The organism is Nocardiopsis sp. B62 (assembly GCF_018070675.1).
GTDB classification, from domain to species: domain Bacteria; phylum Actinomycetota; class Actinomycetes; order Streptosporangiales; family Streptosporangiaceae; genus Nocardiopsis; species Nocardiopsis prasina.
On sequence record NZ_JAGPXK010000001.1, the window covers coordinates 1 to 18,344 of the forward strand.

18 protein-coding genes are annotated in these 18,344 nt (G+C 70.9%); 13 read left to right on the forward strand and 5 right to left on the reverse strand.

What is annotated here, in order from left to right; translation table 11 throughout:
- The first annotated feature begins 212 nt into the window (after positions 1-212).
- The 10 genes from KBX21_RS00005 (at position 213) to KBX21_RS00050 (ending at position 11,133) form a co-directional block, all read left to right on the forward strand.
- A complete protein-coding gene (locus tag KBX21_RS00005) occupies positions 213-1,316 on the forward strand; it encodes an LLM class flavin-dependent oxidoreductase (RefSeq protein WP_210840584.1) in 1,104 nt (367 codons plus the stop codon).
- Complete coding sequence (locus KBX21_RS00010) at positions 1,313-1,930, forward strand: FMN reductase (RefSeq protein WP_210840585.1); 618 nt, start codon at positions 1,313-1,315, stop codon at positions 1,928-1,930. The genes KBX21_RS00005 and KBX21_RS00010 overlap by 4 nt, the downstream gene beginning before the upstream one ends.
- Before the next feature lie 171 nt (positions 1,931-2,101).
- Positions 2,102-3,400 carry an extracellular solute-binding protein gene (locus KBX21_RS00015; protein ID WP_049568920.1) on the forward strand — a complete coding sequence of 433 codons (1,299 nt, stop codon included), beginning with the start codon at positions 2,102-2,104 and terminating at the stop codon, positions 3,398-3,400.
- A gap of 104 nt (positions 3,401-3,504) precedes the next feature.
- Entirely contained in the window at positions 3,505-4,374 is an 870-nt protein-coding gene (locus KBX21_RS00020) for a carbohydrate ABC transporter permease (protein ID WP_017543576.1), read from the forward strand.
- Entirely contained in the window at positions 4,371-5,210 is an 840-nt protein-coding gene (locus KBX21_RS00025; protein ID WP_017543575.1) for a carbohydrate ABC transporter permease, read from the forward strand. The genes KBX21_RS00020 and KBX21_RS00025 overlap by 4 nt, the downstream gene beginning before the upstream one ends.
- Positions 5,207-6,028, forward strand: a complete 822-nt coding sequence (locus tag KBX21_RS00030) for an IclR family transcriptional regulator (RefSeq protein WP_210840587.1) — start codon at positions 5,207-5,209, stop codon at positions 6,026-6,028. The genes KBX21_RS00025 and KBX21_RS00030 overlap by 4 nt, the downstream gene beginning before the upstream one ends.
- Before the next feature lie 344 nt (positions 6,029-6,372).
- Positions 6,373-8,136 carry a glycoside hydrolase family 6 protein gene (locus tag KBX21_RS00035; RefSeq protein WP_049568912.1) on the forward strand — a complete coding sequence of 588 codons (1,764 nt, stop codon included), beginning with the start codon at positions 6,373-6,375 and terminating at the stop codon, positions 8,134-8,136.
- Between the two features lie 81 nt (positions 8,137-8,217).
- Positions 8,218-9,240 carry a glycoside hydrolase family 5 protein gene (locus tag KBX21_RS00040; protein WP_049568908.1) on the forward strand — a complete coding sequence of 341 codons (1,023 nt, stop codon included), beginning with the start codon at positions 8,218-8,220 and terminating at the stop codon, positions 9,238-9,240.
- A 62-nt stretch (positions 9,241-9,302) separates the two neighbouring features.
- Positions 9,303-10,376 carry a lytic polysaccharide monooxygenase gene (locus KBX21_RS00045; protein ID WP_210840588.1) on the forward strand — a complete coding sequence of 358 codons (1,074 nt, stop codon included), beginning with the start codon at positions 9,303-9,305 and terminating at the stop codon, positions 10,374-10,376.
- 85 nt (positions 10,377-10,461) lie between these two features.
- Entirely contained in the window at positions 10,462-11,133 is a 672-nt protein-coding gene (locus KBX21_RS00050) for a maleylpyruvate isomerase family mycothiol-dependent enzyme (protein ID WP_049568901.1), read from the forward strand.
- Between the two features lie 90 nt (positions 11,134-11,223).
- Here the strand turns inward: KBX21_RS00050 and KBX21_RS00055 are convergent, their stop codons facing one another.
- Complete coding sequence (locus KBX21_RS00055) at positions 11,224-11,817, reverse strand: flavin reductase family protein (protein WP_049568898.1); 594 nt, start codon at positions 11,815-11,817, stop codon at positions 11,224-11,226.
- Positions 11,818-11,866: 49 nt separating this feature from the next.
- Here KBX21_RS00055 and KBX21_RS00060 point away from each other — a divergent pair, with 49 nt between their 5' ends.
- The gene (locus KBX21_RS00060; protein ID WP_049568895.1) at positions 11,867-12,826 is read left to right on the forward strand and encodes a threonine/serine dehydratase; all 960 of its coding nucleotides are present in this window, start codon (positions 11,867-11,869) and stop codon (positions 12,824-12,826) included.
- A gap of 7 nt (positions 12,827-12,833) precedes the next feature.
- On the opposite strand, the gene KBX21_RS00065 is transcribed toward KBX21_RS00060, so the two are convergent.
- The 3 genes from KBX21_RS00065 to KBX21_RS00075 all read right to left on the reverse strand — a co-directional run bounded on the left by KBX21_RS00065 (position 12,834) and on the right by KBX21_RS00075 (position 14,789).
- Complete coding sequence (locus KBX21_RS00065) at positions 12,834-13,133, reverse strand: hypothetical protein (RefSeq protein ID WP_234003854.1); 300 nt, start codon at positions 13,131-13,133, stop codon at positions 12,834-12,836.
- 203 nt (positions 13,134-13,336) lie between these two features.
- Positions 13,337-14,206 (reverse strand): serine/threonine kinase, encoded by an 870-nt coding sequence (locus KBX21_RS00070; RefSeq protein ID WP_307869115.1) that lies wholly within the window; start codon positions 14,204-14,206, stop codon positions 13,337-13,339.
- A 430-nt stretch (positions 14,207-14,636) separates the two neighbouring features.
- On the reverse strand, positions 14,637-14,789 hold the full coding sequence (locus KBX21_RS00075) for a hypothetical protein (protein WP_210840589.1): 153 nt from the start codon (positions 14,787-14,789) through the stop codon (positions 14,637-14,639).
- A 169-nt stretch (positions 14,790-14,958) separates the two neighbouring features.
- Between KBX21_RS00075 and KBX21_RS00080 the strand changes: the two genes are divergently transcribed.
- The gene (locus tag KBX21_RS00080; protein WP_049568890.1) at positions 14,959-15,264 is read left to right on the forward strand and encodes a hypothetical protein; all 306 of its coding nucleotides are present in this window, start codon (positions 14,959-14,961) and stop codon (positions 15,262-15,264) included.
- Positions 15,265-15,347: 83 nt separating this feature from the next.
- Here KBX21_RS00080 and KBX21_RS00085 read toward each other — a convergent pair whose 3' ends face one another.
- The gene (locus KBX21_RS00085; RefSeq protein WP_210840590.1) at positions 15,348-16,811 is read right to left on the reverse strand and encodes an alpha/beta fold hydrolase; all 1,464 of its coding nucleotides are present in this window, start codon (positions 16,809-16,811) and stop codon (positions 15,348-15,350) included.
- 271 nt (positions 16,812-17,082) lie between these two features.
- On the opposite strand from KBX21_RS00085, the gene KBX21_RS00090 reads away from it, so the two are divergent.
- On the forward strand, positions 17,083-18,330 hold the full coding sequence (locus KBX21_RS00090; protein WP_210840591.1) for a sensor histidine kinase: 1,248 nt from the start codon (positions 17,083-17,085) through the stop codon (positions 18,328-18,330).
- Positions 18,331-18,344: the final 14 nt, after the last annotated feature.

Consider the following 18,344-nt stretch of genomic DNA (forward strand, 5'->3'; position numbering starts at 1 on the left):
CCCCCAGCCCCCTTCGCACTCCCACCGGCATCGGTTCCCCCAGTTCGGTGCACTTCGGGGCATAGTGGCTCCTCGGTAGGCGTTCCTGGTGGGGCGGGCTCTGCGTGCGCGCGGTCCGCGGGCGCGGGAATACCTGGCTTCCGGGTGGGGTTCCGCATGATAGTTTCATCGAAAGCATTTTCCTAGGAAGCTATTTGGATCGGGGAACGGCCATGCAGTTCGGAATCTTCTCGGTCAGCGACGTGACGACCGACCCCACCACGGGACGTACGCCGACCGAGGGCGAGCGGATCAACGCGATGGTGCGGATCGCCCTGAAGGCCGAGGAGGTGGGGCTGGACGTCTTCGCCACCGGTGAGCACCACAACCCGCCGTTCGTGGCCTCCTCGCCCACGACCATGCTCGGTTACGTCGCGGCGAAGACCGAGAAGATCATCCTGTCCACCTCCACCACCCTCATCACGACCAACGACCCGGTCAAGATCGCGGAGGACTTCGCGATGCTCCAGCACCTGGCCGAGGGTCGCGTGGACCTGATGATGGGCCGGGGCAACACCGGGCCGGTCTACCCCTGGTTCGGACAGGACATCCGCCAGGGCATCCCGTTGGCGCTGGAGAACTACAACCTCCTGCACCGTCTCTGGCGCGAGGACGTCGTCAACTGGGAGGGCAAGTTCCGCACGCCGCTCCAGGGCTTCACCTCCACGCCGCGCCCGCTGGACGAGGTGCCGCCGTTCGTCTGGCACGGCTCCATCCGCAGCCCGGAGATCGCGGAACAGGCCGCCTACTACGGTGACGGCTTCTTCCACAACAACATCTTCTGGCCCGCCACCCACACCAAGAAGCTCATCTCCCTGTACCGTCGCCGCTTCGAGCACTACGGCCACGGCAGGGCCGAGCAGGCCATCGTCGGGCTCGGCGGCCAGGTGTTCATGCGCAGGAACTCCCAGGACGCGGTGAAGGAGTTCCGGCCCTACTTCGACAACGCGCCGGTCTACGGCGGCGGCCCCTCCCTGGAGGAGTTCACCCGCGAGACGCCGCTCACCGTCGGCAGCCCGCAGGAGGTCATCGACCGTACTCTGGGGTTCAGGGAGTCGTTCGGTGACTACCAGCGCCAGCTCTTCCTGATGGACCACGCGGGACTGCCGCTCAAGACGGTCCTGGAGCAGCTGGACCTTCTCGGCGAGGAGGTCGTGCCGGTGCTGCGCAGGGAGTTCGCCGCCAGGAAGCCCGCCCACGTGCCCGACGCCCCGAACCACGCCTCGCTCCTGGCCGCGAAGGAGCGCGCCACCACGAACACGGAGGTCCAGGAATGACCCGCAAGCTCGTCACCGTCACGGCCGGGCTCAGCAACCCCTCCTCGACCCGCCTGCTCGCCGACCGGCTGACCGCCGCCGCCGAGGAGGCCCTCACCGAACGCGACGAGAAGGTCGAGGTCCGGGTGGTCGAACTCCGGGACCTGGCCCACGACATCATGAACGCCATGACCACGCGCGTCCCCACGGGCGACCTGCCCGGGGTGCTGGCTGACGTGGCCGAGGCCGACGGGATCATCGCGGTGACCCCGGTCTTCAACGCCTCCTACAGCGGCCTGTTCAAGTCCTTCTTCGACGTCGTCGACACCGAGGCGATGGACGGCAAGCCGGTCGTGGTGGCCGCCACCGGGGGCAGCCCGCGCCACTCGTTGGTGTTGGAGCACGCCCTGCGCCCGATGTTCTCCTACACCCGTTCGGTGGTGGTGCCCACGGGCGTCTACGCCGCCTCCGAGGACTGGGGTGCGGGTGAGAGCGGCGGCCGGGAACTGTCCGAGCGCATCGCGCGGGCGGCCCGGCAGCTGGCCCTGCTCGTCACCGACGCCGCGCCCACGGCGACCGACCCCTACGACGAGCCCACGCCCTTCGCTGACCTGATGTCCGGTCTGGGGCGCTGAACGCGGCCCCACACCGTGGCCTCCGGGTCCCCGTGCCCTGCACTGCGCACCCCGCGTTGTGCAGGGCACAACTTTGTCCCCGCGCCCTTCTGCCTGGTCCGAGTGCGTCCCTAGAGTCATCCCACCAATGGTCGGCCACCGCTTTCCCTACCTCCGACCTGGGGAGTTTCGATGCGACTCACTACCCCCGCGCGCCTGTGCGCGCTCCTCGGACTCGCGGCCCTGACCACCGCCTGCGCGCCCCTGCAGACCACCGGGGCCGCCTCCGGAGTGGACGAGCCGGACGGCACCCTGCGCGTCTGGCTGTTCTCCGAGGTCGACCAGGCCCCGAAGGAACGGGTCGTCGACGCGGCCGTCGCGGAGTTCGAGGCCGCGCACGACGGAGTCGACGTCCAGGTCCAGTACATCCCCGTGGAGACCCGGGCCGAGCGCTTCCAGGGCGCCTTCCTCGACCCCGCCTCCGCCCCCGACGTCGCCGAGTACGGCAACACGGACCTGGCCGGGTACGTGGAGTCGGCCGGGTTCGTGGACCTCACCGAGGACCTCGCCGACTGGGCGCCGCACGAGGACATCGCCGACGACGTCGCGGCCACCGCACGGGTGGACGGCTCCTCCTACGGCGTTCCCTGGTTCCTCGGCGCCCGCGCCCTCTTCTACCGCACCGACGTGCTGGAGGAACTGGACCGGGAGGTCCCGCAGACCCTGGAGGAGGTCGTGGAGACCGGCCGCGCCGCGCGTGAACACCACCCCGGCATGCTCGGGGTCTCCGCGGGCGGCGCCTACACCTACGCCATGATGCCGTTCGTCTGGGCGCACGGCGGTGACATCGCCGAACCCCGGGGTGACAGCTACGCCGCCACCATCGACTCAGCCGAGTCCAGGCGGGGGCTGGAGCTGTACGGGCGGATCCTCTCCGAGGACGTCTGCCCGCCCCAGACCTGCTCGCAGATGACCGGGGACGCCTCCGTGCAGAACTTCCTCGCGGGAAACGCGGCCATGACCATCGGCGGCAACTTCAACCTCAACGCCCTGCGCGACAGCGAGGTCGCCGAGAACGCCGCCGTCGTCCCCCTTCCCGGAACCGAACCCGGTACCGTCGCGCCCGCCTTCGCCGGGGGCAACAACCTCGGCGTCCTGGCCGGGACCGAGCGCCGCACCCTCGCAGTGGAGTTCGTCAAACTCCTGGCGGGCAAGGAGTACCAGCTGAAGATGTACGAGGCCATGGGCAACCTGCCCGCCTACACCGACGTGCGCGAGGAACTGGCCGCCTCCGACGAGGAGATCACCCCGTTCGTCGAGACCATCGACGCCGGGACCCGGTTCGTGCCGGTCACCGGAGCCTGGGCGACGGTGGACGCCGAGGGCATCCTCCCCGCCATGGTGCAGCGGGTCGCCGCCGGGAACACCACCGTGGACCAGGCCACCGACGAGGCCGCCCGCGCCCTCGACGACGCCTTCGGGGGAGAGTGACGCACGTGGACGCCAGACCCCCGACCGCCGCCCCCACGACCTCCCGGCCACGGCGTCCCACCGGTCGGCCCCCGGGCTCCCGGAACCGCCGGATCGAACCCTGGATGTACCTGGTACCGGCCGCGCTGGTACTGGGCGTCATGTTGGTCTACCCGCTCTACCAGCTGGTCCTGGTGTCGTTCTTCGACTACCGCCAGCCCCAGGTCACCGGCGCCGAACCCCTGGAGTTCGTCGGCTGGGCCAACTACCGGACGCTGCTCTCGGACCCCCAGTTCTGGGAGGTGCTGCTCAACACCGTCGGTTTCGCCGCCGCCTGTGTGCTCGGCACCCTCGCCGTGGGCGGTTCCCTCGCGGTGCTGGCCACACGCCTGACGCCCTGGGTGCGCACCGTGCTCTTCCTCGCCGCGCTGGGCGCCTGGGCCACCCCCGCCGTCACCGGCAGCGCCGTGTGGCTGCACCTGTTCGACCCCACCCTGGGTCCGGTGAACCAGGCACTGACCTGGCTGGGGTTCGGTGACTTCTCCGGACACTCGTGGACCTACGACAAGTGGTCCGCCTTCGCCTTGGTCGGCGCCCAGGTGGTCTGGTGCTCGTTCCCGTTCGTCATGGTCACGCTCTACGCCGGGATCAGGGCCATCCCCGAGGAGGTGGTGGAGGCCGCCCGGCTGGACGGCGCCTCCACGTCCCGGATCGCGTGGTCGGTGATGCTGCCGATGCTGCGCCCGGCCGTCACCATCGTCACCATCCAGTCCATCATCTGGGACTTCAAGATCTTCACGCAGATCTACATCATGACCGGGGGCGGGGGGATCGCCGGACAGAACCTGGTCCTCAACGTGTACGCGTACCAGAAGGCGTTCGCCTCCGGCCAGTACGGCCTGGGATCGGCGATCGGCGTGATCACCACCCTGCTCCTGCTGCTGATCACCCTCGTGTACCTGCGCGCCCTGCGCCGCCAAGGGGAGGTACTGTGACGCTCCGCAGACTCAGGAACGACGTCGCCGGGCTGCTGGTGGCGCTGGTCGTCGCCCTGCCGCTGTACTGGATGCTGCTCTCGGCGCTCAAGCCCCGGGCGGCCCTGGAGGCCGGGGACCCAGCCCCCTACACGCTCGAACCCACCCTGGAGTCGTTTCGCAGGGTGCTGCTGATCGACGGGTTCGGACAGTACCTGCTGAACAGCGTGCTGGTGGCGGTCGTGGTCGTGACCGTCTCCACCCTGTGCGCCTTCCTGGCGGCCGTGGCACTCACCCGTTACCGCTTCCGGCTGCGCACCACCCTGCTCATCATGGTGCTGACCGCGCAGATGGTGCCGGTGGAGGCGCTGACCATCCCGTTGTTCTTCCTCATGCGCACCCTGGGGTACAGCATTCCCGGGATCGGGCTGAACCAGCTGGGTTCGCTCATGCTCGTACACACGGCGTTCGCCATCCCGCTGGCCGTGTGGATGCTGCGCAGCTTCGTGGCGGCGGTGCCGAAGGAGCTGGAGGAGGCGGCGTGGCTGGACGGCGCGGGCAGCCTGACCTTCGTCACCCGGGTGCTGTTCCCACTGGTCGCCCCCGGCGTGGTGGCGTGCAGTATCTTCTCGTTCATCATGACCTGGAACGACTTCCTGTTCGCCCGCACCTTCATCATCTCCGCCCAGGAGAACCAGACCCTGCCCATCGCCCTGCTGTCCCTGTTCAAGCCGGACGAGAACGACTGGGGCGGGATCATGGCGGGCTCGGTCCTGATGACGCTCCCGGTCCTGGTGTTCTTCCTGTTTGTGCAGCACCGGCTGGCCAACGGACTGGGCGGGGCGGTCAAGGGGTGAGTTCGGAGTCCGAACCCCGCCGCAACGCCTCGGCGTCGCTGCGCCGCGCTCTGGCGCTGGTGGAGCAGGTCCGCTCCACCCCGCCCGAGCGCGGCGGCACCACCCTGACCGAACTCGCCGAGGGTCTGGGCGTGAACAAGAGCACCGTGCTGCGGTTGTCCGTCCCGCTGGTGGAGTACGGCCTGCTCACCCGGGACGCGCGCACTGGCCGGTTCCGCGTGGGCACGGCCGCGTTGCTGCTGTGGCAGTCCTACCTGGACCACATGGATCTGCGCTCGGTCGCGTCGGAGCACCTGCGCGGCCTGATGCGCCACACCGGGCACACCTGCCACCTGGTTGTGCTGGACGTGCACGACGTCGTCTACGTGGACAAGGTCGAGAACGCCTCGACGGTGCGGATGGCCTCGCGGATCGGTGCCCGGATGCCCGCCTACCGTACGGCGGTGGGGCGGGCGATCCTGGCGTTCAGCCCGGACGACCTGGTGGCCGACGTGGTGGCGCGGGGTCTGCCCGCCGTCACCACGCGAACGGTCACCGACCCCCGGGTCCTGGCCGAGGAGTTGCGGAGGGTGCGGGAGCGGGGATACGCGATCGACGACCGTGAGAACGAACCCGAGGTGCGGTGCGTGGCCGCCCCGGTCTTCGACCACAACCGCGACCCCGTGGCGGCGATCAGTGTGTCCTCGCTGGTCAGCCAGTTGCCTGTAGCGCGGGTGCGCAGGCTCGGCCCGGAGGTCGCCGCCGTGGCGGCACGGGTGTCCGCGCAGCTGGGCGGGCGTCCCGCGGACGCCACGGGCGGAGGCCACGGGGCGCCGTAGGCCGACGGGGATCCGGACCATGCCCGGCTGATCGGGTGGACCAGCGGCTTCCGTGATCGGGCGAAACCTCCGAAGAGTTTTCTGTCCGTCACCCATTGCAGCGAGTTTTCAATGGTGTTAACTTTCCGGAAAGCGAAGCATGGGAGCGCTCCCGAATCCGGGTGACGGCCCGCGCTCGCAGTCCGGACCGCACCACGACCGACAGGTGCACGACCCGGCGGCGGGAGTTCCCTCCCGGCCGAGTCCGCGCACCGCGTCGCCCCCACTCAGCCTCTCCGGGACCTCGTGCGACGCCCTCCGCAAGCTCACTCTCCTTGGCACCCCCCCTACGCGAGGAAACGAAGATGAGCAGATCCCCCTCCCACGAACACTCGACCGGGCCACGGCGCGCACTCGCCCTGGCCTCCGCCCTGCTGCTGGGCGTGACCACCGCACTCACCGCCTCCGCCCCCGCGACCGCCGCCACCGGCTGTTCGGTCGACTACCAGGTCAGCGACTGGGGCTCCGGCTTCACCGCCGACGTCGAGATCACCAACCTCGGGAACGCGGTCAACGGCTGGACCCTGGACTGGACCTTCGACGGGAACCAGAGCATCAGCCACAGCTGGGGCGGAACCCACACCCAGTCCGGCACGAGCGTCTCGGTCTCCGACGCCGGGTTCAACGGCACGATCTCCCAGAACGCGACCGCGTCCTTCGGGTTCCAGGCCGACTACTCGGGCGGCAACACGGCACCGACGGACTTCACTCTCAACGGCGTCCTCTGCGAAGGCAGCGTGGACCCGGGGCCCGACCCGGAACCGGGCCCCGATCCCGACCCGGGACCCGGGCCCAGCCCCAGCGAACGGGTGGACAACCCCTACGTGGGGGCCGACGTCTACGTGAACCCGATCTGGTCCGCCAACGCCGCGGCCGAACCCGGTGGCGAGGCCGTCGCCAACGAGCCCACCGGCGTCTGGATGGACCGGATCAGCGCCATCGAGGGCAACGAAAGCCCCACCACCGGTGACATGGGCCTGCGCGACCACCTCGACGAGGCCGTCGAGCAGGCGGCCGGAGAGCCGCTGGTCTTCCAGCTGGTCGTCTACAACCTGCCGGGACGCGACTGCGCCGCCCTGGCCTCCAACGGCGAACTCGGACCTGACGAGATCGACCGCTACGAGTCGGAGTACGTCGACCCGATCGCGGACATCCTGCGCGACTACGAGGACACCTCCCTGCGGATCGTCACCACGATCGAGATCGACTCGCTGCCCAATCTGATTACCAATGTGTCGCCGCGCGACACCTCCACCCCCGAGTGCGACGTCATGCTGGCCAACGGCAACTACGTCAACGGCGTCGGCTACGCGCTGGCCCAGCTCGGGGCGATCGACAACGTCTACAACTACGTGGACGCCGGCCACCACGGCTGGATCGGCTGGGAGGACAACTTCGCGCCCTCCGCGGCCCTGTTCCACGAGGCCGCCAACGCCAATGGGGCCACCCCCGACGACGTGCACGGCTTCATCGCCAACACCGCCAACTACTCGGCTCTGAAGGAGGAGCACTTCGCGGTCGGGCAGACCATCAACGGCACCTCGGTGCGCCAGTCCACCTGGGTGGACTGGAACAACTACGTCGACGAGCTCTCCTTCGCCCAGGCCCTGCGCGCCGAGCTGGTCTCCCAGGGGTTCGACTCGGGCATCGGCATGCTCATCGACACCTCCCGCAACGGCTGGGGCGGTTCCGACCGGCCGGTCAGCGCCGGTCCGACCACCGACGTCGACGCCTACGTCGACGGCGGCCGCTTCGACCGCCGTATCCAGTCCGGGAACTGGTGCAACCAGTCCGGTGCCGGGCTGGGCGAGCGGCCCACCACCGCCCCCGAACCGGGGATCGACGCCTACGTGTGGATGAAGCCCCCGGGTGAGTCGGACGGCTCCAGCACGGAGATCCCCAACGACGAGGGCAAGGGGTTCGACCGGATGTGCGACCCCACCTATGAGGGGAACCCGCGCAACGGCCACAACATGAGCGGCGCGCTGGCCGACGCGCCCGTCTCCGGCCACTGGTTCTCCGAGCAGTTCCAGGAGCTGCTGGCCAACGCGTACCCGCCCGTCCAGTAGGAGGCCCTCCCGGATCGGGCGCCCGCCGCACACCCCCCGGCGGCGGGCGCCCGGCAGGGCCCCTCCCCGAACGGAGGCCTCGTGAAGCAACGCCTGACACTCGCCCTCACCGCGGTCCTCGCACTCCTGGCCGCGCTGTTCGCCCACACGATCCCCGCCCACGCCGACACCGGTTTCCGAGTCAGTGACGGTCGCCTCGTCGACGCCGCGGGCAACGACTTCGTCATCCGCGGGGTCAGCCACCCGCACGCCTGGTACACCCACCAGACCGGAGCCCTGGCCGACATCGGCTCGCTGGGCGCCAACACCGTCCGCGTGGTCCTCAGCAGCGGTGACCGCTGGCAGGAGAACGATGTCGGCGACGTCGCCGCGATCGTCGCCGACTGCAAGGAGAACCGTCTGATCTGCATGTTGGAGGTGCACGACACCACCGGCTACGGGGAGGAACCCGAGGCCGCCACGCTGGACCAGGCAGTCGACTACTGGCTGCGGATCCAGGACGCGGTCGCCGGCGAGGAGGACCACGTCCTGGTCAACATCGCCAACGAGCCCTTCGGCAACGACGAGGCGACCAACGCCTCCTGGGCCTCCGCCACCTCGGAGGCGATCCAGCGCCTGCGCGCGGCGGGCTTCGACCACACGCTGGTCGTCGACGCCCCGAACTGGGGTCAGGACTGGACGCACACCATGCGCGACGGCGCCCAGGGCGTGTTCGACTCCGACCCCCACGCCAACACCGTGTTCTCCATCCACATGTACGGCGTGTACGAACAGGAGTCGGTGATCGTCGACTACCTGGAGTACTTCACCGACCGCGGTCTGCCCCTCGTCGTCGGTGAGTTCGGATTCGACCACAGTGACGGCGACCCGGACGAGGACGCCATCATGCGCCACGCCGAACGGCTCGGCCTGGGGTACATCGGCTGGTCCTGGAGCGGCAACAGCGACGAGGTCGCCTACCTGGACATGGTCGAGGACTTCGACGTCGACTCCCTGACGCCCTGGGGTGAACGGATCTTCCACGGCCCCGACGGCATCGCCCAGACCTCGGTCCGGGCTCCCGTGTACGGCGCGGAGCAGTCCGGCCCGCGCGCACGTACGTGAAAGCCCCCGGCCGCGTACACCGCGCGGCCGGGTTCCCCCAACGCACACACGAGGAGTGACCTATGCGGTCACGTCAGACCATCGCCGCGGTGGCGCTCGGAGGCCTGGCCATCGGCTACGCCGTCGTCGCCGCGCCCGAACCGGCCGAGGCCCATGGGGCCTTCACCTATCCCGCCTCACGCACCTACGCCTGCTTCCAGGACGCCACCGGCGGCAGTTCCGGGGGCGCCCTCCAGCCCGTCAACGCGGCCTGCGCCGACGCCCTCGCCGAGGGCGGCGACTACGCCTTCTGGAACTGGTTCGGCAACCTGATCGGCAACTCCGCCGGCCAGCACCGGGAGTTCGTGGCCGACGGAGAGCTGTGCGGTCCGACCGAGCAGTTCGCCGCCTTCAACGCGGCCCGCACCGACTGGCCGTCCACCCAGTTGGAGCCGAACACCACGGTGGAGTTCCACCACAACGCGTGGGCGCCCCACCCGGGGACCTTCTTCACCTACGTCACGGTTGACGACTGGAACCCCAACTCGCCTCTGACCTGGGACGACCTGGAACTGATCGACGAGGTCGTCGACCCCCCGCTGCGCAGCGGAGGCGAGGCGGGCGCCGAGTACTACTGGGACGTGGACCTCCCCGACCGCGAGGGGCGCCACCTCGTCTACTCGGTCTGGGAGCGCTCTGACAGCCCCGAGGCCTTCTACAACTGCTCCGACGTCGTCTTCGGCGACGACCCGGGGACCGATCCGGGGCCGGGTCCGGACCCCACGGAGCCCGAGCCCACGAACCCGCCCGAGCCCACGAACCCGCCCGACCCCGAGCCCACGAACCCGCCCGCGCAGGACTACTGCACGGCGGAGTACAGGGTCACCAACGCGTGGAGCGACGGCTTCCAGGCGGAGGTCGAGGTCACCGCGGGGGAGGACGGCGTGACCGGGTGGATGGTGGACTGGGTGTTCGCCAACCGCCAGGAGATCACCAACGTGTGGAACGCCTCGCTCGTCAACCACGGCGCGCACTTCGAGGCCTCCAACGTGGCACACAACGGCACGCTCGCCGCCGGTGACTCCACCTCCTTCGGGTTCACCGCGACCTTCGAGGGAGCCAACATCCTGCCCGGCGTGGAGTGTCAGCGGCCCTGACCGGTGACACGTCGGAACCGGTCCCGGGGCCTCGATCTCCGGGACCGGCCCTCTTGCCCCTAACGGTGTTAGGTAACCTGGGCCGATGGACTCCGCGCGCATCTACCAGAACTGTCAGGACCGACTCCTCGACCTGGCCGCCACCCTTGACCGGGACCAGCTCGCCAGGGTCGTCCCCGCCTGTCCGGACTGGACCGTCCAGCAGGTGTACGCCCACCTGGCGGGGCTCGGCGCGGACGTGGTGAGGGGCGACGTCACGCCTCCGGTCAGTGACGAGGTCACGGCGCGCCAGGTCGCCGACCGCGCCCAGCTGGACATCGGCTCCGTCGCCGCCCAGTGGCGCAAGGAGGCCCCCGCCGTGCTGGAGCTGCTGAGGACCAACAAGCGCAGGCGCTACGGTCTGCTCGCCCTCGACCTGTGGCACCACGAGAACGATCTGCGGGGCGCCCTCGGACTGGCGGCCCAGACCGAGGACGCCGACCAGCTCGCGGACTTCCCGCTCGGCGGACTGGCGAAGGCCTGGCCCACCGAGGGTCCCGCCCTGCGAGTGGTCGCCACCGACACCGGCCAGGAGTGGGAGCTCGGTGAGGGCGGGGTCCTCACCCTGAGCGGCACCGCCTTCGAACTGGCCCGGGCGGTCACCGGGCGGCGCAGCGTCCGCCAGATCACGGCCATGGACTGGACCGGCGGCGACCCGGCCGGGGTGGCTCCGTTCCTGCCCACCCTGCCCGCCCCCGAGGCCGATCTCACCGTCTGATCGCTTCTCCCAGAGGAGGGGCCCAGGCGCGGGCGGAGGCGCGGACGTTCCCTCGCCGGTCGGGCGCTCGGTGACGGCGCGGTCAGTGGTTCAGGGTGTGTAGGGGATGCGGTCGATGGCGCGCACCTCACCCAGGGTGGACCACTCGTTGCGCCCGAGCCGGGCCATCGGGTGCAGCAGGGTGACCTCCGGGAGGCCGTCCACCAGGACGGACTCGTCCACGGCCACGGTCCGGACCCGGCCGAACACCACCGTGGAGTCACCCAGGCGCAGGGTCGAGTGCAGGGAGCACTCCAGCGCCACCGGCGACGCCGCCACCCGGGGCGGCCGCACCGTGGTGCTCGCCTCCCGCTCGATACCCAGCTCGTCGAACTCGCTCAGGTGCGGCGGGTAGTCCGTCGCGGACGCGTTGATCTGCTCCTGGAGCGGTTCGGTGGCCAGGTTGACCACGAACTCCCCGGTGGCCTCGGCGTTGCGCAGGGAGTCCTTGCGGCCCACCGAGGTGAACTGCACGATCGGCGGTTCCGTGCAGGAGATCGTGAAGAAGGAGTGCGGCGCGAGGTTGTCCACACCGGACTCGGAGGTGGTGGAGACCCACGCGATCGGGCGCGGCAGGACCACGGACGACATCAGCTTGTAGAAGTCCCGGCCGGGCAGGGCGACGGGGGTGTATTCAGTACGCATCACAACGAGTATCCCGTGTGCGGGTGGTGGACGCGGGCATATCCACCGGATGGAACTGGTCACCGCCGACGACGTCCGCGCAGCCGCCGCCCGGGTTGAGGGACACGTGGTGCGCACACCCCTCACCGCGGGGCCGCACGGGACCGACCTCCTCCTCAAACCGGAGAGCCTGCAACCCACCGGCGCCTTCAAACTGCGGGGCGCCACCAACGCCGTCGCCCAGCTCACCCCGGTCCAGCGTGCACACGGGGTGGTCACGCACTCCTCGGGCAACCACGGTCTCGCGCTGGCCCTCGCGGCCGCCCGGCAGCGGGTGCCCTGCACCGTCGTGGTGCCGGAGGGCTCCCCGCAGGTCAAGGTGGACCGCATACGCGGATACGGTGCGCGCGTGGTGACGGTGCCGCCCGCTGAACGCCTGGCCGCCGCCACCGAGCTCCGCGACCGTGAACTCCTCGCGCTGGTCCCGCCCTTCGACGATCCCCGGGTGATCGCCGGGCAGGGCACCGTGGGCCTGGAGATCCTGGAACAGTCACCCGAGGTCACCACCATCGTGGTGCCGGTGGGTGGGGGAGGGCTGGCGTCCGGGGTGACCACGGCGGCCTGGACGGTGCACCCCCGCCGGGTGCGCGTGGTGGGCGTCGAACCCGAGTTGGCAGCCGACGCCGCGGAGAGTCTGCGCGAGGGACGTCTGGTCGCCTGGGAACCGGAGCGCACCCACCGGACCATGGCCGACGGGGTGCGCGTCGGCCTGTCCGAACGCACCTTCGCGCACCTGGCGGCCCGGTTGGACGAGATCGTCACCGTCTCCGAGGACGAGATCGCCGGAGCGGTGTCCGCCCTCGCCCACGGGGCCCGGCTGGTCGCCGAACCCAGCGGTGCCCTGGCCACGGCGGCGGTCCTGGCGGGAAAGGTGGAGACGGTGCCGGGGCGGCCGGAGGCCACGGTCGCGGTGGTCTCGGGCGGCAACGTGGACCCCGCCCTGTTCACTCGGTTGACCGCCGTGGGTTGAGCCCGGCTCAGTCGTCCAGACGCACGGTGACGGCGACCCGGCCCCGCTGGTTCGTACTGGCCACCGCGTGCCCGGACCGCACCCCTTCGGGCAACTCCAGGGACAGGGGTCCGCCCTCACCCGTGAAGTTGCGCCACCACTTCTTGCGTTCGGGGATGGCGACGGGGATGGTCACCGTCGATCCGCTGAGCCGATAGGCCACTGGGGTGGAGAACTCGCGCCCGGACCGCCGCCCCGTGTAGGTGACCACCGTCAGGTGTCGGCGCAGCGGCCGGCCCCAGCGGGGTGAGGCACGCAGCGCCGTCACGCACTGATTGAAGGGACGGACCACACGGTGCGGGATCGGACCTGCGTAACGCACGGGGACTCCAACCTTGGGGCTGCTTCAGGGGCGGACACGACCGTCGAGGAGCGTCGGACGCGTGGTCACCCTAGCCACGCCGGAGCGGGGTGGGGCCCAAGTGAGAGGCTGACGCGGGAAAGCCTCTCACCTGACCCCACACGCAGTCCTCAGGCGGCGCGCCAGCGGTAGCGCGAGTCCTCCGCCGTGGTCGTGCACTGCATGAGCGTGCCGTTGTTGGTGCGGCCGAACTGCCAGTGCTGCGAGCAGAAAGCGCCGGGATGCACGCCCTGGACCGGGGCCGGTTCCGGCGCGGGCTCCGGATCGGGCGCTGGTGCGGGTGCGGGTGCGGGCGCCGGTGCGGGCTCCGGAGCTGGTGCGGGTTCGGGCTCCGGCTCAGGTTCGGGCTCCGGTTCCGGCGTGGGGCTGGGGTCGCCGATCTCCCCGGGGCAGTCGAGGTCGGCGGAGACCACGAAGAGCTCCACCTCGAGGGTGTCGGAGAACGGCGCGGTGGCGCTCTTCTCCTCGGGCTCCTGTCCGCAGACGGTGTGCCCGTCGGCGTCCGCCGCCTCCGGGGCGTCCACGTCCCCGAAGGCGCTCCCGACCACCATGGCCAGGCCCGCGCCCTCGATCCACTCCCGGGCCTCGCCGACCTGCCCGTCGGTGAGGTCGGGGAGCGTGGGCCACTCCTCGGTGGTGTCGTCCTCTGGGCAGTCCACCCCCTCGGGAACCACGGTCAGCGCCGCGGTGTCCTCGGTGAGTTCCTGGTCGCACACGACCATCGCCGAGCGGGTCCACGGCGCGTCCTCGGAGAGCGCTCCCAGAACCAGGTCGTCGAGGTCCAGACCGGCCTCGTCCAGCTGTTCCTCGGCGTCCGGCAGGTCGAGCCCCACCAGTTCGAGGACGGTCTCCTCCGCGGGGGAAGCGGACGCGGGTTCCTCGGCCGTCGGCGGCAGGATCAGCGCGAGGACGATGAGCGCGACGAAGCCGAGGAAGGCCAGGGTCGCGCAGCCGCCGCACCCCAGGCCGATCCTGGCCAACGGGGAGAGTCTCCTCCGCCCCGGGACAGCCCCGGGTACGGATGGGGGATGGGTCATACGGGCTCCGTCTCAGGATCCGTGAGGGCGGAGCGGGCGCCGATCACCGTGCCGCACCATGCGGCGAATGCCACCATAACGGGGCGTGGGGAGTGGGTGCGGACCATCGAGAGAGGCGGAGAGCGCTCACAGCGCGGTCGCCAGGCACGACGGGCCCGGGGGCGTCGAGCGGGCGAAGATCCCGGCTTCCACGGCGATCGCCCAAGCGTGGGAGCGGCCCGGTCTCGCCGCGCGCTCACGGCAGTACGGGAGCGAGCGCGGCCGTGCCCGACACCGCAGCACGGGTCGAAGCCGTCCACACGGGCGCCAGGGGCGGCTGGTCAGGAAGGGCGCCGCCCCTCCAGCGCGCCCCGTGGTTCGGCTCGGCGTCGTGTCAGTCCTCGGTGGCGCGCCGGGCCGAGGCGGCGCGGTCCTCACGTCGGCGCATGGCCATGTCGGACAGGATGGCCAGGCCGAAGGCGATCACCAGCGTCACGATGACCGCCAGTGTGGTCAGGGCGGTGCCGAACGAGGTGGCGTCGATCATGGGTAGCTCCGGGGGTTCGAGGGCGCCGACGCCTCCAACCGTAATATGCGTTAACTTTCAGACCCAGTGTAAACCAGAGTGAACTGCGTCATAAGCCGCGGGTGCCTCGCCGCCCCGCAGCCGGGGCCGACCGGTGTGGCGGAGACGGGACCAGGGCAGGCTCCCGGTCATGTCGGACGCCGAACCCACTCCAGACGGTCGCTATGTCGTGGTCCGGGGACGAAAGTGGCGGGCCAGTGACCCGGAGCTCCCCGCGCCGGTGCGCCAGCGCCTGGTCGATCACCTGATGGCCGCGCGCCGAGAGGTGGCCTCCGCGCTGCGGGCGGGTGACGCGGAGGCGGAGAGGGAGGCTCGGGCGAAGGTGGGGCGCGCCAAGGAGGGCCTGGGGGAGAGGGGCACACCCTGGTGGGAACTGCCCGTCGACGACAGGCGCCGCCGCTGGGAACGGGCGCTGGGCGACCTCGACCCCGGCTGACCGCGACCCCGGCTGACCGCGACCAGGCGGACCCGAAGTGGTGTGCCCTCCCGAGTGACGGGAGGGCACACGGGGCCGCTCGCTCAGCCCCGGGGAGTGGGCGGAGTCGTACCCGGGCAGGTCTCCGTGACCGCCTCACGGGTCTCGAAGAACTCCACCGCCGTCTCGGCGCAGGGCAGGTTGGACAGCGTGCCGTGGCCGTCGTCCTCCACGCTCAGGACCCGCCCGCCGACGACCTCACTCATGTCCAGGGCCCAACGGTGGGGAGTGACCATCTCGCGGGTGTGCCCCACCAGCTGGAGCGGGCTCTCACCCCGGCTCAGCTCCGGCGCCAGGCCCGCCGAGGGCCAGCCCACGCACAGGTGCTCGTAGAAGCCCAGGGTGCCCATGGCGGGCAGACGCTCGGCCCGTTCGGTCCGGTGCTGCCACACCTGGTCGAAGTCACGCGGGCTCTCGGAGTCGTTGCACAGCAGCGCCATCTGGGCGAAGAAGGTACCGCCGTCGGTCTCGGTGTCCCAACCGAACCCCTCGGCGTGGGGCTGCCCCAGTTCGGGGACGCCCCCGTCCAGCAGGGCCACCAGGGCGGTCGCGTTGTCGGGCCACTCGCGCTCCGGTGTGGACAGCAGCGCCGTCACCGCGTCGCCGTCCACCACCGTTCCGTCGGGTGTGGTGCGCGGCTCCTCCGCCAGTTCGTCACGCAGATCCAGCACCCGCGTCCGTACCGGCCCGCCCTCCGTACCCAGACCGTAGACGTCGTCGTGCTCGGCCATCCAGTCGGTGAACCGGTGGAAGACCTCCTCGCCCGCCTCCGCCTGGCCCTCCTCCAGTCGGGACACGCTGGTGTCCGGGGACACCACCGAGTCCAGGAGCATGGCCTCCACCCGGTCGTCGAACAGGGAACGGTAGGTCACGCCGAGCAGGGACCCCCACGAGACCCCGTAGTAGCCGATGGTCTCCGCGCCCAGTGCCTGGCGGACCAGTTCCATGTCACGGGCCACGTTCTCCACGGTCAGGGAGTCGACCAGCTCCGGGTCGTTGGCGTGACACTCCGCGTTGATCCGGGCGTGCTCCTCGGCGACTCCGCGCGCCCGCTCCTCCGCGCTCAGGTCGGGCGAGGGATCGGGCGCGACGTAGTCGTCCTCGCACTCCAGGGCCGCGCTGTGACCGATACCGCGCGGATCGAACCCGATGAGGTCGTGCCGTAGCCCCAGTTCGCGCGCCTCACTGTCGAGGATGCGTCCGGGCATGGTCACGCCCTGATGTCCCGGCCCTCCGGGGTTGAACAGCACCGGGTAGGTGTTGTCCTCGGCGGCGGGCACCCGGGTCAGGGCGATCTCGATGGTGCGACCGCCGGGGTCGTCGTGGTCGAGGGGCACGGTCACGGTCCCGCACAGCGTGCGTTCGTCGTCCTCGTCCCAACCGGCGGCCACCTCCGAGCAGAGCCGCCAGTCCGGTTCCGGGGCGGGCACCGCACCGGCCGGGACGGCTCCGGTCGTGAGCATCAGTCCCGACAGGGCGGTCAGGGCCGTACCGCGTGCAAGGGGCATGGGGGTCTCCACTCGTGGGATCGGGGACGCGTCCGAGAGAGCTGACCGGAGCACGTGGCGCCCCGGTGTCTCGGAGTCGCCGCAATGCTACGTACGGCCACCCCCTCCGGGCATGCCCCTGGCGGATGATCCGACGGGTCTCCGAAGTACCGGGTGGAGGCCGTCGCGGTGTGTCCTTGGTCGGTTCGGCCACCGACTTTGGTGGGGGGTCGAGCGCTCGGCCGGGTGACGGCGCCCCGGACACGGCACGGGCGCCCTAAACTCAGCCCTCATGCGCACCCGGATCCCTCTTCCCAGCCGCTGCCTCGCCCGATGGCGCGGCCTGGACCCCCTCAGTCGACGCGAGTGGCGCGGGACCGCCGCCGACTGGCTCTACGCTCTGGGCACCCTGCTCTTCACCGTCCAGTTCCAGATCCAGGCCCTGGACGGCTGGGGCCTGGCCGGAGCCTGGACGGGGACTCTCCTCGAGACCCAGTCCGAGCTGTACGGCCCTGAGCTTCCGGGGCTGCTGTACGTCGCCCTGCCCGCGCTGTGCGCGTCGGCGGCGATGCTGGTCCGGCGTACCCACCCACTCTGGTTGCTGGTGCTGGCCCTCCTGCTACTCCTGGGGTTCGGCAACGTCGTCCCCGCCCTCGTGGCCGTCTACTCCTACGCGGCCTTCGCCCGGAGCCCGCTCTCCCCGGTCGCCTGGTCGCTGTGTTTCGCGGCGGCGGTGGTCGTCGTCTACCAGGACGAAGCCCAGTTCGTGTTCATGGGCGTGATGGCCGTGCTGCTGCTCCTGGCCCTGGGACTGTACGTGGGCACCCGTCGCCAGCTCGTGGATGGGCTCACCGAGCGGGCCGAACGGCTCGACCGGGAACGGCACCTGCTCGCCGAACGGGCGGTGAGCGCCGAACGCAACCGCATCGCGCGGGAGATGCACGACGTGGTCGCCCACCGGGTCAGCCTGATCGTCCTGCACGCCGGAGGGCTGGAGGTCTCCACCAGCGATCCGAAGGCCCTGGAGACCGCGGGGCTCATTCGAGGGACGGGACGCCAGGCACTCGGAGAGCTGCGCGACATCCTCGGGGTGCTCCGCCAACTGCCCTCGGGCCCCGCGCCCGACCAGCCGCAGCCCACCCTTGAACGGGTGCGGGAGCTGCTCGACGAGTGGCGTGAGGCGGGGATGACCGTCGAACTCCGGGACGGGCTCCCCGGGGCGGGCGACCTCCCGCTGCCGGTCCAGCGCACCGCCTTCCAGGTGGTCAAGGAGGGGGTGACCAACGCCGCCAAGCACGCGGCGGGGGCCGACGTGACCGTGTCTGTCCGGCTGGGCGGGGAGATCCTGACCGTGGAGGTCGCCAACGCGGAACCGCCGAGCGACCTGGTGCCGCCGCCCGAGAGCGGGTACGGATTGGCTGGGCTCCGGGAACGGGTGGACGCCCTGGGCGGCCGACTCACCTCGGAGGGGACCCCCGGTGGCGGCTGGCGACTGACCGCCGAACTCCCCGCGGTGGAGGCGCCCCCCGAGCCCGCCTGAGGGGCGGCGCGGGC

What these genes read in the sequence shown, in the direction of transcription:
- KBX21_RS00050 (WP_049568901.1), top strand. Translation starts at nt 10,462, where the DNA reads ATGGACTCCGCGCGCATCTACCAGAACTGTCAGGACCGACTCCTCGAC.
- KBX21_RS00090 (WP_210840591.1), top strand. Translation starts at nt 17,083, where the DNA reads ATGCGCACCCGGATCCCTCTTCCCAGCCGCTGCCTCGCCCGATGGCGC.
- KBX21_RS00015 (WP_049568920.1), top strand. Translation starts at nt 2,102, where the DNA reads ATGCGACTCACTACCCCCGCGCGCCTGTGCGCGCTCCTCGGACTCGCG.
- KBX21_RS00075 (WP_210840589.1), bottom strand. Translation starts at nt 14,789, where the DNA reads ATGATCGACGCCACCTCGTTCGGCACCGCCCTGACCACACTGGCGGTC.
- KBX21_RS00020 (WP_017543576.1), top strand. Translation starts at nt 3,505, where the DNA reads ATGTACCTGGTACCGGCCGCGCTGGTACTGGGCGTCATGTTGGTCTAC.
- KBX21_RS00045 (WP_210840588.1), top strand. Translation starts at nt 9,303, where the DNA reads ATGCGGTCACGTCAGACCATCGCCGCGGTGGCGCTCGGAGGCCTGGCC.
- KBX21_RS00060 (WP_049568895.1), top strand. Translation starts at nt 11,867, where the DNA reads ATGGAACTGGTCACCGCCGACGACGTCCGCGCAGCCGCCGCCCGGGTT.
- KBX21_RS00010 (WP_210840585.1), top strand. Translation starts at nt 1,313, where the DNA reads ATGACCCGCAAGCTCGTCACCGTCACGGCCGGGCTCAGCAACCCCTCC.
- KBX21_RS00005 (WP_210840584.1), top strand. Translation starts at nt 213, where the DNA reads ATGCAGTTCGGAATCTTCTCGGTCAGCGACGTGACGACCGACCCCACC.
- KBX21_RS00080 (WP_049568890.1), top strand. Translation starts at nt 14,959, where the DNA reads ATGTCGGACGCCGAACCCACTCCAGACGGTCGCTATGTCGTGGTCCGG.
- KBX21_RS00035 (WP_049568912.1), top strand. Translation starts at nt 6,373, where the DNA reads ATGAGCAGATCCCCCTCCCACGAACACTCGACCGGGCCACGGCGCGCA.
- KBX21_RS00055 (WP_049568898.1), bottom strand. Translation starts at nt 11,817, where the DNA reads ATGCGTACTGAATACACCCCCGTCGCCCTGCCCGGCCGGGACTTCTAC.
- KBX21_RS00085 (WP_210840590.1), bottom strand. Translation starts at nt 16,811, where the DNA reads ATGCCCCTTGCACGCGGTACGGCCCTGACCGCCCTGTCGGGACTGATG.